Here is a 12465-nt window from a genome sequence, read left to right on the forward strand (position 1 = left end):
GTCCTGGGCCGGCATCGCCGGCATCCTCGCCACCTTCGACACCGAACTCACCGACCTCCACCCACCCGAACTCGTCCACGCATGCCGCCGCCTCACACACCGATGGGCCACTATTGCCGACACCGAGGATCTCGGTCCTTCTCATAAATGACCATCTGTGAGAGTTCTGCGAGAGGCCCTGGGGCGATCACGTTTTCGCAGGTCGCCATCGCAAAAGCCCTCTCGAAACCCGCACGTTGTGCGAGGCACTTCTGAGAGACTCCCGCCATGGATCTCACGCCCGATCTGGCCGCATTGGCGGTAGAACGTAACGACTGCCCGAACTGTGACGCGCCCGCCGGCAGCGCCTGCCGCACGCGCGGCGGGAAGACCGCCGCGAAATACCACACCCCCCGCTTCGTCCTCATCCCTGCGCTGCGCGAGGAACTGGAGATCCCCGTCGCCGTCGACCGGTTCCCCGGCCGCGCGTGGAAGCAGGGCCCCGCGCTCGCCGTCGTGCCCGCGCCCCGCACCGAGCGGCCGGTGAGAATCGGGTACGCCCGCACGTCGACCGCCCGGCAGGAGCTGGCCAGCCAGCTCGAAGCCCTCCGCCGGGCGGAGCGCTACAAGGTCTTCCACGAGCAGATCCGCACCCGCGTGAAGGTGCGGCCCGAGCTGGAGAAGGCGCTCGCGCTGGCCCACCAGTTCAAGGAGGCCGCGCCCGAGACGCCGGTCATCTTCACCGTCCACGAGCTCAAGCGGCTCGCCCGTAGCGCCGCCGAGCTGATGACGCTGTCCGCCGAGCTCCAGGCCAGCGGCATCCAGCTCGAACTCCTCACCGGCCCGCTCACCGGCATCTACGACCCCAACGGCATGGGCGCCATGTTCTTCGCCGTGCTCGCCGTCGCCGGGCAGATCGAACGCAACTACATCCGGGAGAAGACCCTCGAAGGCCAGGTCATCGCCGCGTCCAAGGGTAACCACGGCGGGCGGCCGAAGGTCATCGACGACGACATGCTCACCTTCGCCGTCGCACTGAAGGACAAGGGCGTCCCCGTCCCGGAGATCGCGAAGAAGCTCCATCAAGACCGGGAAGAACTCGGGCAAGTCCCCGTCGGTCGCTTCCCTCTACCGAGCGCTCGCCGAAGCCGCCGCAGAAGTGGACCTACCGGTCAGGCCCAAGCCCGTCCGCATCCGTCGGCCCGAAGACCCGCTCACCCCAGAAGAGATCGATCGGCGCGAACGGCTCCAAGCCCAGCCTCACCCGAACGCCGGAGGCACTCCTCGTGGATGACGTCACGGTCAGCGCAGGCGTTGCATCCGAGCGAGCAGCCGTGCCTGTTCGAGTTTCAGCGACTCGAAAGGAAGTCCGTAGGTAGGCGTCCAGCTCCTCGTGTGGGAAATTGCCAGCGATCGATACATGATCGTCGACCTGGAGTGAGTCGAACCCTTCTTCCTGCCAGCGGGCGACGATGGGCTCATAGCAGGCCACATGCGCGCACAGCTCCTTCAGGGGCTCAGGGATGGTGTCCTCGCGCAGCAGGTCGGCATGGGAGGCGATTGTTTCGACCATGCGCCGGTTGAGCGGCATGAAAACCGTTGACATCCACAAGCGCCAGGTGGCGGCCTGCTCCGCCGTGGCGGGGGCCGACACAGTCCACACGGTCCCATACCGGGCGTAAAACTTACGCCAGGCTCGGTCCATGGCCGCAGACTGCGCATAGAGCGGACCATAGAGCTCGCTGAGCTGGCGGTTGCCCCGGTCCAGATGATCCTTGCGGCGCGCCAGACGCAGATTCGTCAGGTAGGTCGCCCCGTAACCCGTGGCCGCCACGACCACAGTGACCACCAAAGGGACCACAACATTCAGCTGCACGAGCAGCAACGCTCTCAACGTTGAACATCTGTGTAGGAAACCTCAGCCTTGGCCCGGTCAACTCATCGCACCTAGAGCAGGATCGCAGGGGCGGGCTCTGGCCGACGAAGCCAGGAAGTATGGCGACATCAGCCGACCAAGATCAAGTACTTAGCGTTAATGGCTGTACCGATGGTCCCCACGGCCGACACTGTCGAAGCCGCATGGCTAACAGGCTTGTTGACCGTCGATGGTCATCGGGGGATCTCGGCGCGCGCCCGCCCGCCCATGGGCACCCAGCCGCCCGACGTCCGTACCGGGCGGGCTGTCCACCACTTCCCTCCAGGCCTGCGACGCAGGCAAACGCACCCCCAGTGCCACCGCCACTCTTCCCAGCCCAAGGACTCGACCTCAACACGCTCACCGCACGCCCGATACGGACGCAGGCGGGTCCAAATGATCTCGATGTAGACCTTTGCTCCGCTTTCTCCGAAAGCCAGACATCGAAGACGATCGGCTCCGAGCCAGCGCCCATGTACGCCTGGAACATGGTCGAGTCGGGCTTCGGCTTAACCTCGCGCTTTCGCGACTGCGAGTGTCCGATACTTGATCAAATAAGCGAGGAGTGCCTCTGACCTGGGACGATGGGACTTGTCTAGGGTCCATGTCGTCGTCAGGAAAGCTGCACTCCTCAGGTGAAGAAGAGTACCGGGTCGTACCCCCGTGTCCGTGTCGAGGGCGGTGGCCGCGGAGTGGTTTCCCAGGCCGGGTCCGTGCTGCTGGCGGAGACGGTCCGCAAGACCGGGCTGGACAGCGCGATATCAGCGGCGTTGGCGCCGTGGCGCGGACGGTGCATGACCCGGCCAAGATCCTGCTCGATGTGGCACCTCACGGTCGCGCTGGGCGGGGACTGCCTGGCCAATGTCGCCCTGCTGCGGGCCCACCGGACGGTCAGTATGGTGGCCCTTGTGGCTCAGCCGCCTGACAGGCAGTTGAGGAGCGCCGGCCGGGGGACGAGCTGCCAGAAGGTCTTTGCTTGCTGCTCACCGAGCGGGGTCAAACTGACCGTGTTGTCGTTCCAACCGGTCAGCATCATCCTTGATCCCCCGTTCATCAGCCTGCCGTCGCAGGTGTATCCCCATTCCTGTTCCCCCGTTCCGCAGTTCGCTGCGTGCACTTTCCCGGTGAACCTGAAGCGCACTCTCTCGGCGGTCAGGCACTGTCCGCTTTCCCAGTTCTTCAGATGGAAGAAGCTTCCCGCGTATGGGTAGAACTTCCAGTTGCCTCGCAGGTTGTCTCCGTCGCACCTTTCCATGACCGCAGGATCAGCGGAGCGCTCGTAGGTGGAGAGGCAGACCCCCCGGGAGGCGTCACCGAATTTGACCCGGAGACGATGACCGTCTCCCGATATTCCGCTTATGCTTTTGATCCATTTTTCGCCCTCATAGGTGCCGACGAGAGTGGCTACTTGCGACTGGATCGATGTCGAATATCCGGTGTAGACGCCGATGATGTGCCCCTTGTACCAGATGCCTCCCCCTGAATCGCCGTTAGAGCCGGTACCGCTTCCGGCGTCCGCCAGGCTCATGGCAGCATCTTCATCAGGAAATGGGTAGCTTCCCGTCAGACCGTTGTGCAGGCGAGGATTCGCGACTCTCATCGAGGCGATCTTGAGTTCCGGGCTTACGCTGTCCGGATCGCTGGACGTGTTCCCCCAGCCGCTCAAAGCAACGCTGCCGCCCTGGTCCGCCAGCCCCAGGGCGTACGGGACCACGGCGTTCTCGTAACCCGGGACCTTGGATTTGAGCTTGACCAGTGCGATATCGACGTACGGGTTTCTGTGGATCTCGGCCACCTCCATCCGGTGACCGCCGCGAAGGTGGCGGCTTCCCGCATAGACGATGAAGTTGTCGACATCGTTCGTCAAGAAACAGTGTTTGGCGCTGAGAACCCATTCGCCTCCGATCAGGGTGCCGCCGCAGTTAAATGAACCGTTCTGGAAGATCTGCACCTGCCCCCTGAGTTTACCCGCGATGTCCCCGCCGATGATTGCCGACGCGGGGGCGGGTGAGACCGCGAGTGCGGCACCCAGAAGGGCGAGAACTGCCATTATCCGAGACAGTAAGCTGATTTTTCCGGGTCTCTTTATCCATCTCACAGCAGGGCCTTCCTCTGGGTTTGTTGGGTTCAGGCCGCGCGGGCGATGCATATGCGCGCGGTGAGCCGGGGGCCGGCCTCGTAGAACATGTACGCGACACCGTCCTCGGAGCCGAACGAGGGCGCGGCCACTCGCCCTTGGTCCGAGGCGATGGGCGAGTGGAAAACGCCGAGGTGGGTTTCCTTGTTGAAGGTGTTGCCGACCTCGGTGAGATACATCCGTCCGTCGTTTCCGTGGTAGGCGACGTACGTCGTGCCGTTGCGCTTGACCAGGCTCGGGCCAGAGATGTCGGTGACGCCGTCCGGCTCGGGGTTGACCAGCGGAGTCGGGCTGAACCGCCAGTTGTCCCAGCCGTTGGGCGACCACCCGTAGAAGATCCGCCGCCCGTCCCGTACGCCCATGAAGACCATGACGTACTTGTTGTTCCGCCCCGGCAGGGCGTGTTCGAAGACGCGCGCGTACGACGTCTCCGAAGTGCCGGGCACCAGGCGGGTGCTGAGAATCGGTGTCTCGTCGGTGAAGTGGAGGCCGTCGGTGGAGCGGGCCACGCGGGTGACGGTGTTCTCGCCGTGGAAGTAACAGAAGAACTGCCGGGTGGCCGCGTCCCAGGTCACGTGCGGGGAGGAGACATGGCTGACGGTGGTGGTCGGCAAGATGTTGTCGATGAGCGGGTTGCCCTCGTACTGGGTGAAGGGCCCGTCGAGGGCGTCGGCGAATGCAACGCGGATGCCGCCCGGGTTCTCATGCGGCGCGTAGTACAGGTAGTAGCGGGACCTCGCCCCGCTGATCTTGTCGTACACCCCGCGGATGCAGGGGAAGATGACCTCCCCTGTGGGCCTCAACGGCCCCACCAGCGCGTCGCGCACATAGCGGTACGTCGGCATCCCGGCAGGCCCCGCCGCCAGCGCCGGTCCCGCACCGACGAGCACGCCGCTCGCGCCCACGGTGATACCGGCCGCTGTGGCCGCAGTGGCGCGCAGCACGCTCCGCCGCCCCACATGTGACTGCCTGTTGCGATGAAAGCCTTCCATGGCACCCTTCTTCGCGTGTAGACCGGGCCTGACAGCACGAAGGTACGGGCCGTGCCGAGGGCCGAGTCGCCTCTCCGTGCCAGAGGACTTGACCCAGAGCGACTCACCGGCTGAACCGACGCCCATTCAGGCCCATCAAGAGGAAGTGAAGTGAAGTGCCCACGACCAAAGGGGGATCGTCATGAGCGTCGTGCTGTCCACCGCATCCGTGCCCGCCAGAGAACGGCTGGCCTATTGGCATGAGGCGATCAGCCAGACCTACGACCAGCTGGCTTCTGTCCGGCTGGAAGTCTCGACGCCCACCGACGTGCCTTACCAGGGCACTCTCGTCGCCGACCACATCGGTTCCGTGCGTCTGGCCACGACGGACTCCGACCCCTTACAGGTCCGCCAGACCACACGAGGGGCCTCCGGGGCGGACGACGACTACATCAGCGTGTGCTTACAGGACTGCGGTCACCTGGTGATCGATCAGAACGGCAGCCAGGCGCTGTTGCAGCCGGGCGCCCTCACCCTCTTCGACACCAACCGCCCCTACACGGTCACCTACCCCGCCGCCTTCCGCATGCACGTCGTCCAGATACCGCGGTGGATGGTGGGCGTCCGCGAGGCCGACCTGCGTGGCCTCACCACAGCCCCCGTCCGCGCCGATACCGAAACCGCCGCACTGGTCATCCCGTTCCTCTCTCAGCTGGCCGCCAAGGCGGGAAGCCACCCGCCCCACCTCGGCGACCTGCTCGCCCGCAACGCCGCCGACCTGCTGGCCACCCTCATCGCCGAACGACTGGACCGCAGGGTTCCCGACACCGGCACCGACGCCGCCACCACCGCACTGCGGCTGCGCGTCAAAGCCTTCATCGACCGCCACCTCGCCGACCCGGGCCTCTCCCCACAGACCATCGCCGACGCGCACCACATCTCGGTGCGCTACGTCCACCGGCTCTTCCAGACAGAGGACACCACCGTCAGCCGCTGGATCCAGCACCGCCGGCTGGAAGCCTGCCGCTGCGAACTCAGCCGCACCGGCCGAAGCATCCCAGCGGTGACGGCCATCGCACACCGTTTCGGCTTCACCAGCCCCTCCCACTTCAGCCGCGCCTTCCGCGCCGCCTACGGCATGTCACCCCGCGAATGGCGCACCACCGCCCACCACAGCTCGACCTTGTGATCAACAAGATCTGCGCTCATTCGGCCTTGGGGACCAACGGGACAGCCAGTAACGCTAGCCTCGCGCTTTCACGAGGTGGGGTGTCCGAGGCTTGATCAAATAAGCGGAGAGTGCTCCTAACCTGCGACGATGGGACTTGTCTAGGGTCCTGTTGGCTGCACGGAAAGAAGCACTCTCCAAGTGAAGAAGCGTATCGGGTCGTACCCGCGTGTCCGCATCGAGGGCGGCGGCCGCGCGGTGGTCTCGCAGGCCGGGGGCGTGCTGCTGGTCGAGACCGTCCGCAGGGCCGGCGTGGACACCGCGATATCAGCGGCGCTGACGCCGTGGCGGAAGGCTCGGGCGGTGCACGATCCGGGCAAGATCCTGCTGGACGTGGCCCTGGCGGTCGCGCTGGGCGGGGACTGCCTTGCGGATGTCGGCATGCTGCGGGCCGAGCCGGCCGTGTTCGGGCCGGTGGCCTCCGATCCGACGGTCTCCCGCCTCATCGACACCCTCGCAGCCTCCGGGGAGAAGGCCTGCGGGCCATCCGTGCCGAGCGGGCTGAAGTGCGCCAACGGGCCTATGCCATGCGGATGGGGCGCCCCCTGATCTCCGCAATGCGGTCCAGGAGCAACGTTGCCAGGCGATCACGAGCTCGGGATACCTCGCTTAATGCAGAGTCGAGATCAGTGCGGTCATCCTCTTGCAGCTGGGATCCTTTGATTACGAGGCCTCGTATGAGACGGGTTGCTGCTTCCAAAACATCGAGGACCAGCACGAAGCGCTCTCGTGTCTCATGGTCAAAGTAGCTGCGCGGACGGCGACGTTCCGTGCTCGGACGGCCTGGCGCGACTCCCTGGTCGGGGGTTGCGGTCGGCAGCCGTGGTGGCGCTGGCTGCACACGTTCGACGCGGAGTGGCGGGACATCCCCGGTCGGACCGCTGAAAGCATTGATCTGATGGACGTATACGTCACTACGGATTCCTGCGTCGATGGCAGCTGAGGCAGCCTCTCGACGCCCATGAACTACTTGCTCAAACCGCTCAAAGTCCACGGAACGACCGAGTTCGAGTTCTTGTGCTATGTCTTGCAGGGCCGTGTGCCACGCACGCACCGTTGTACGCAGATCAATCAGGCGCTGAACCTCCACATCATCAGACGTCCGACGATCGGTCGCGTACTGCTGCTCGGCATTACGCTTCTGCAGCTTGAGCGGCCCAAAAATACCTGCCACTCCCGTGACGAGGGCTCCGGCCACGGCTCCCACTAACCCGTATAGGGCATTTCCATCCACCATGTCAGCACTTTGCCCTACAAGCGGATCGCTGTCACCCACACCGCCGCCCACCTCTACGCATGGTGACACTCAGCAAACTTCACCGACGAATACGCGACACCTCAACATGCGAGCCCACCAGTCCCGAGGCCGACCTCGGTCTGCCGGTCCGAGCCGAGGCCGCCACCGAGATCATGGGCCGCCAGGCCGCACCTTTGCTGTACGGGACGGGGGAAATGCTGACGTCTACCGCCAAGCAGTGGCTTCGCGACGGCATTCCCGATGATCTGTTCGCCGACGTTGGCCGCCCCGTCCTCCAGGACGCAAGGCACGGTAAGACCGGCCGGGCGCCCTCCCGGGTGTCAGCGGCTCGTACGACACTGGAAGCATGGTCGGCCATCCGCGTGTCCTTTGCCGGTCTGCCGGGGCGTGTATGCCGGTGTGCCCACATGGGGAGGCACGGTGATCAACCACGATGAGGCGGCGGCTGTCCGACCGTTGACACTGGCTTGGGTGAGCCGGCACCTGGAGGTCAGCGAACCGATCGTCAGGACCGAGGCGCTGCCCGGCGGCATCACTGCCGAAATGCGGAGGCTGACCGTCGGCACGCGGGACTCAGACACCCGTGACCTGGTGCTGCGGACCTTCGTCAACGTGGAGCACGCCGAGGACTGGCTGAACAGGGAGGCCGGCGCCCTGACCCGACTGACGCGGCAGGCCTCACACGCTCTGTCCCGAATTCTGCCCGGGGTTCCCATGCTGGTGGTGGGGCGGCGTACCGGGACGGCGCGGTCGGGCCTCCCTCTCCCCGGGATCTGCCGGGCGCACTCGGCTGCTGCTGTTGGAAGACGGCGAAGCAGACGCGGTTCTCGGGAGAGCGCACGCAGCTCGCCGGATATGCCGTGCGGCCCGCCCACGCTGAAGGCGCAGCGTGATTGCGGCGCAATCAGATTCGGGGTGGTGAGCACAGAAAATGTACGGCAGGCCGAGGGCGGCCAGCTCCGTCTTCAAGCAGATCTGACACGAGGCTGGCATGAGGCTCTGGGCGCGGTGCATTGAGCCGGTCGGTCAAACTGCGGTTGCACCGCTCGGCCTTGACATTGGTCTGTGGCGGGGGAGGGGCCCTGCTGTACCGGCCCGACGACTGCCTCCGCGCGCCACATGTCGGCCGAGCACCGTAAGCACCTCACCCTCCTGCTTATGCGGAGCTAAGCGATCCGTTGAGGTCTTAACCCGGTTTACGGCCTCAACGCAAAAAGGCCCGCCGCCTGCGGGGGATGCCGCAGGGACGGGCCTTCGTGTGGTGTCGGAGTCAGGGTTTGCGGGTGGCCTTCTCGTACGCGGTGATGATGTCGGCGATGGAGGCCGGGTCGATAGTCGTGCCGACCCAGGCGCCGGCCTCGGTCCACAGCTGCACCGCGCTGGTGTCGCTGCGGCTGACGGCGACATACGCGCCGTACCGGTCGAACGTGAACTCCGGCCCCTCCGCCTGCTCAGTGGTGCGCAGGGGCGCCGTGGCGAGAACGTCGAGGGTGTCGACGTGCAGCTGCCTCCCGGTGGTGCTGTGAGGCAGGGTCAGGGTTCCGGAGACCCGTAACAGGTCGCCCGGCTCCAGCTCGTTGAGCAGCGCGTCCACGATGCGGGGATCGACAGCCGCGCAGGGCAGGACCAGCTCATCCTCGGTTTCGGCACTGGGGGAGTGGATGATCCGGAATACGGCGGTGACGCCGGTGGTGTCGCCGGGTGCGGGGCCGGGCTCACTTTCCAGGTAGCCGTCGATGCTCAGGGGGACGGCGTCCATCAGCTCGCCTCCCCCATCTCCGTGGTGCGCTGGGCGGCGGCGTAGGCGTCCAGCACCGCACGGGCGGGCAGGCCGCGATCGGCGACCTGGTGGCCGTTGGCGCGGGCCCACGTGCGGATGGCGGCGAGCTCCTCCTTGGTTCGCCGCCTGGCGGCCGGGGCTGGGGCGGCCGGGACCGGGGCGGCGGGCTTGCCGCTCTTCGCCTCCCGCAGCGCCTGCCTGGCGCGGGCCAGCTCGCTCTCCAGCTTGCCGACCCTGGCTTCGGCGTCGGCAACGGCGTGTTCGCTCTCACGGCGATTGGCGAGTTCGGCCAGCGCCGTACGCGCCCGGGCGGCCAGCGCCTGGACGCCCTTGGTGTTGTGCTGCTCGCCCCAGGTGAGCAGTGCCTCGATCCCCGGGTCGGCCGCGGGGCGGTCGGCGTCGCCGGTGTCCGCCTCGCTGCCGGGCCCGTGGTCGGCCGCCTGCGAGACGTCTGTGGCGGCGCTGGCGGCGTCGGCAGCCGGGGCGGCGGCAGGGGGCGGACCGACGTGCCTGAGGGCGTCGGCGAGTTGGTCCTCAGAGAGTCCGAGAGTGCTGCGGACGTGCTCGGGGGCGGCACCGTTGCTGAGCATGGAGGCGGCAACGGCGGTGTAGGCGTTGGGGGCTTCGGTGGGCATTGTGTCTCCGGTCGTGGCGGTGTCGGGGGCGGGGAGTAGAGGGAGCAGGGCGGTGACGGTGCCTTCGTCGGTGGGCACCCCGAGGGCACCCAGGAGCTCGCTCAGGTCCTCCTTGTCGCGGGCGTTGCGTGCGGTGACGCGGCTCGCGGCGGCGAGCTCCTGTTCCGGGCTGGGGTTGAGCGCGAGCGATTCGGCTTCGAGGGCCTGCTGCCAGTCGTTGAACACCGGGCCCTCCTATGCGGACCGCTGAGCGAGGTCGAGTTCGAGCAGGTGCCGGTTGTGGGCCTGCCGATGCGGGGTGAGGGGTTCGCGCCACGGCTCGTAAGGCGTCGGCCTGGTCGGGATCAGCTCCGGCTCCAGGCGGGCGAGCGTCTTCTCCCGTTCGGTCGGCGCTGTGGTGGCCTGGGGCAGCGGAGGGCGTGGGCGCTGGCGGGCGTCCTGGTCTCGCTGGGCGATGACGCCGACCCAGTCGGGGCCGAGCCGGTTGGCCAGACGGCGGCGCAGCTGTCCGCGCTGGCGGGTCGTGGTGGCCGCCCACACGCCGACGCGGGTGAGGTCGGGGTGGGCCAGCGCCCATTTCAGGCAGTCGGTCACGATCGGGCAGCCGGAGCAGGCGAGTTTCGCCTTGGCGATGTCCTGCTCCGCGGCCCGTGTGCTGGTCTGCTCGTGGGAGAACCACCGGGGATGGGTCTGGCAGGCGGTCGGCGTGTCCGTGAAGGGAAAGGGGATACGGGGGTCGGCCTCGGTGGGGCCCGGGGTGTTGGGAATGCCGGTACGGCTCATGGAGGGCTCCTCCTGAGAAGTGATCGAGGGGTCCGCCGCCGGGCGGCCTGATGCCCTGCGCGGGGCGGGGCCAGGTCAGGCCTGGCTGTCGTCGCGCTTGTGCGCTTCGGAGACGAAGCTGACCTCGCCGGGATTCACTGCGTTCCAGAGCTCCGCGCACGTCTTGTGCACAGGCCCGGCAGCGTGGGAGCACGGCGGAGTGAGGTTGGTGCACAGCACGCACAGTTCGTCCCAGCGGAAGTGGAGGCTGGCACGCCAGTCCAGGAGCACCGGCTGGGTAGCCGGTACTCCTGGAGTGGGCTTCGCTCGGCGGCCCGTCATGGCTTCGGCGGACGAAGGTGGGGGAGCTGGAGCAGGACCTGGCCGGCGAGGTCCTGCGTCGGCCGCCACGGTCCGACCGCACCATCAGCCGGCACGGGGAGCGCGAGCTCCTGGACGTCAGCAAGGACCAGGTGGTGAGCGCCGCGCTGCGCCCAGGGGCTGCACAGCTCGGGTCCGTCGTCCTGGTGGCAGCCGGTGATGCGGGCAACCCCGATGACCGCACCGAGGTGCAGCTGGCGGTCACGGATCGCGCGGGCGACCAGCGGGTCGCGCAACACGGCGGATTCCATCTTCTTCCCGGCGTGCAGAAGGACCCAGCCTCGCCAGCTCCAGGGCTTGGGCCTGTTCTCCACGTCCTTCCCGGCGAGGATGCAGGTGGCCCACGGCTGCCGGACGGTGATGCCCCGGATCCAGTCCGGTGGGTCGGGGATCTCCTTCACGCGGCCCTCCCCAGCGCGGAGACGTGCGTGCCGGGCCGTCCGGCACGGCGGCCGTTGACGGTCACCGCCTCCAGGTCCTCCAGTTCCGCCCAGCCGTAGTTGCCGGTGTGCTTGGTCCGGTACATGGATACGTCCGCGCCACGGAGCAGGGTCGCCAGGGCGCTGGTGCCGAGGTAGTCCGGGGCGGCGGTTCCGACGGACGCGGCGACCGCAATGGGCCCGGCGTCGGTGAGGACCGGTTCGCGCAGCGCATCCATGAGCTGGCCCAGGCGCTGTTCCATCGCCTCTTCGTTGTCGCGGTTGTCGACTCGGGCAGCCACGGCGAACTCGTCACCTCCCAGGCGCCCGACAACCCCGTGAGGCCCGGCCCACAGGGCCAAGCGCTCGCCCGTCGCGGCGAGTGCCATGTCTCCGGCCGCGTGGCCGTGTGCATCGTTCAGACCCTTGAAGTCGTCCACGTCGACCAGGCAGACGATGGAGTCATGCGGGTGCCGGTGGAGCAGGCGCTGGGCGCGGCGCTCGAATGCTGCGCGGCGCTGGGCTCCGGTGAGCGGGTCGCGGCGCTCCTGGGCGAGTCGCCGGTGCAGGGTGAGGGCGTGCACGGTCCAGCCGGCGAGCGGGACCGCGAGTGTGGTGAGGAGGAAAGCGCGTTGCCCTAAGCGGGCCTGTACGCACACGTTGGAGGACATACTGAGGTTTCCCTCTCGTCTCGTACGGGATGGGCAGGCCCGGGGCGGCCGACGTGGTTACCAGGCCGATGGCGGCCGTCCCGGGGCGTAGTTGCAGCGCGAAGTCGTCGTTGTCGGCGCGGGTCCAGGCGCACGTGGCCGCGTGCGGCCCGTTCGCTGGGGAACTCGGCCAGCGCCCAGGCGCTGGCGCGGGCGGTGCGGCTGCAGCCCTGGGCACCGCCCCGGCCTCCGATACAGCCGGGGCGGCACGCGGGGCCGTCAGTCCTCCAGGGCGGCGGGTTCGTCGTCGTAGTCGTAGAAGTGGCTGTCGGCATCGGTGACTGCAGACA

Annotated in this window: 11 protein-coding genes and 3 pseudogenes; 5 read left to right on the forward strand and 9 right to left on the reverse strand. The window is 67.4% G+C overall.

From position 1 onward, the window contains the following. The first annotated feature begins 267 nt into the window (after positions 1–267). Together ACTWQE_RS31850 and ACTWQE_RS31855 are read left to right on the forward strand one after the other, a co-directional pair. Positions 268–1563 carry a recombinase family protein gene (locus ACTWQE_RS31850; protein ID WP_443332566.1) on the forward strand — a complete coding sequence of 432 codons (1296 nt, stop codon included), beginning with the start codon at positions 268–270 and terminating at the stop codon, positions 1561–1563. 966 nt (positions 1564–2529) lie between these two features. Then, a pseudogene (locus ACTWQE_RS31855) lies at positions 2530–2775 on the forward strand (transposase); the annotation flags it as partial. A gap of 32 nt (positions 2776–2807) precedes the next feature. Here the strand turns inward: ACTWQE_RS31855 and ACTWQE_RS31860 are convergent. Next, the gene (locus ACTWQE_RS31860; protein ID WP_443332567.1) at positions 2808–3944 is read right to left on the reverse strand and encodes a trypsin-like serine protease; all 1137 of its coding nucleotides are present in this window, start codon (positions 3942–3944) and stop codon (positions 2808–2810) included. A 77-nt stretch (positions 3945–4021) separates the two neighbouring features. Beyond that, positions 4022–5023, reverse strand: a complete 1002-nt coding sequence (locus ACTWQE_RS31865; RefSeq protein WP_443332568.1) for a hypothetical protein — start codon at positions 5021–5023, stop codon at positions 4022–4024. Between the two features lie 181 nt (positions 5024–5204). On the opposite strand from ACTWQE_RS31865, the gene ACTWQE_RS31870 reads away from it, so the two are divergent. Then, positions 5205–6191, forward strand: coding sequence for a helix-turn-helix domain-containing protein (locus ACTWQE_RS31870; protein ID WP_443332569.1), 987 nt, complete (start codon positions 5205–5207; stop codon positions 6189–6191). A 180-nt stretch (positions 6192–6371) separates the two neighbouring features. Beyond that, positions 6372–6760: pseudogene (locus ACTWQE_RS31875) on the forward strand (transposase); the annotation flags it as partial. On the opposite strand, the gene ACTWQE_RS31880 reads toward ACTWQE_RS31875, so the two are convergent. Further along, positions 6751–7506 (reverse strand): hypothetical protein, encoded by a 756-nt coding sequence (locus ACTWQE_RS31880; RefSeq protein WP_443332576.1) that lies wholly within the window; start codon positions 7504–7506, stop codon positions 6751–6753. The pseudogene ACTWQE_RS31875 and the gene ACTWQE_RS31880 sit on opposite strands and share 10 nt — an antisense overlap. A 402-nt stretch (positions 7507–7908) precedes the next feature. Here ACTWQE_RS31880 and ACTWQE_RS31885 point away from each other — a divergent pair. Next, a pseudogene (locus tag ACTWQE_RS31885) lies at positions 7909–8157 on the forward strand (aminoglycoside phosphotransferase family protein); the annotation flags it as partial. A gap of 601 nt (positions 8158–8758) precedes the next feature. Here the strand turns inward: ACTWQE_RS31885 and ACTWQE_RS31890 are convergent. The 6 genes from ACTWQE_RS31890 to ACTWQE_RS31915 all read right to left on the reverse strand — a co-directional run bounded on the left by ACTWQE_RS31890 (position 8759) and on the right by ACTWQE_RS31915 (position 12136). Beyond that, positions 8759–9247 carry a hypothetical protein gene (locus ACTWQE_RS31890; RefSeq protein WP_443332570.1) on the reverse strand — a complete coding sequence of 163 codons (489 nt, stop codon included), beginning with the start codon at positions 9245–9247 and terminating at the stop codon, positions 8759–8761. Next, positions 9247–10128: an Lsr2 family DNA-binding protein gene (locus ACTWQE_RS31895; RefSeq protein ID WP_443332571.1), complete on the reverse strand. Its 882-nt coding sequence runs from the start codon at positions 10126–10128 to the stop codon at positions 9247–9249. The genes ACTWQE_RS31890 and ACTWQE_RS31895 overlap by 1 nt, the downstream gene beginning before the upstream one ends. Positions 10129–10137: 9 nt before the next feature. Next, positions 10138–10686 carry a WhiB family transcriptional regulator gene (locus ACTWQE_RS31900; protein ID WP_443332572.1) on the reverse strand — a complete coding sequence of 183 codons (549 nt, stop codon included), beginning with the start codon at positions 10684–10686 and terminating at the stop codon, positions 10138–10140. A gap of 75 nt (positions 10687–10761) precedes the next feature. Next, positions 10762–11007, reverse strand: coding sequence for a hypothetical protein (locus tag ACTWQE_RS31905; RefSeq protein WP_443332573.1), 246 nt, complete (start codon positions 11005–11007; stop codon positions 10762–10764). Further along, a complete protein-coding gene (locus ACTWQE_RS31910) occupies positions 11004–11447 on the reverse strand; it encodes a hypothetical protein (RefSeq protein WP_443332574.1) in 444 nt (147 codons plus the stop codon). The genes ACTWQE_RS31905 and ACTWQE_RS31910 overlap by 4 nt, the downstream gene beginning before the upstream one ends. After that, complete coding sequence (locus tag ACTWQE_RS31915) at positions 11444–12136, reverse strand: GGDEF domain-containing protein (protein WP_443332575.1); 693 nt, start codon at positions 12134–12136, stop codon at positions 11444–11446. Before ACTWQE_RS31915 ends, ACTWQE_RS31910 begins: the two co-directional genes overlap by 4 nt. Positions 12137–12465 lie beyond the last annotated feature (329 nt).

Source organism: Streptomyces sp. 8N706 (assembly GCF_052245415.1).
GTDB lineage: Bacteria > Actinomycetota > Actinomycetes > Streptomycetales > Streptomycetaceae > Streptomyces.

Excerpts from the sequence above, each read along its gene's own strand:
- ACTWQE_RS31850 (WP_443332566.1), top strand. The coding sequence starts at position 268 with ATGGATCTCACGCCCGATCTGGCCGCATTGGCGGTAGAACGTAACGAC.
- ACTWQE_RS31860 (WP_443332567.1), bottom strand. The coding sequence starts at position 3,944 with ATGGCAGTTCTCGCCCTTCTGGGTGCCGCACTCGCGGTCTCACCCGCC.
- ACTWQE_RS31865 (WP_443332568.1), bottom strand. The coding sequence starts at position 5,023 with ATGGAAGGCTTTCATCGCAACAGGCAGTCACATGTGGGGCGGCGGAGC.
- ACTWQE_RS31870 (WP_443332569.1), top strand. The coding sequence starts at position 5,205 with ATGAGCGTCGTGCTGTCCACCGCATCCGTGCCCGCCAGAGAACGGCTG.
- ACTWQE_RS31890 (WP_443332570.1), bottom strand. The coding sequence starts at position 9,247 with ATGGACGCCGTCCCCCTGAGCATCGACGGCTACCTGGAAAGTGAGCCC.
- ACTWQE_RS31900 (WP_443332572.1), bottom strand. The coding sequence starts at position 10,686 with ATGAGCCGTACCGGCATTCCCAACACCCCGGGCCCCACCGAGGCCGAC.
- ACTWQE_RS31905 (WP_443332573.1), bottom strand. The coding sequence starts at position 11,007 with ATGACGGGCCGCCGAGCGAAGCCCACTCCAGGAGTACCGGCTACCCAG.
- ACTWQE_RS31915 (WP_443332575.1), bottom strand. The coding sequence starts at position 12,136 with ATGTCCTCCAACGTGTGCGTACAGGCCCGCTTAGGGCAACGCGCTTTC.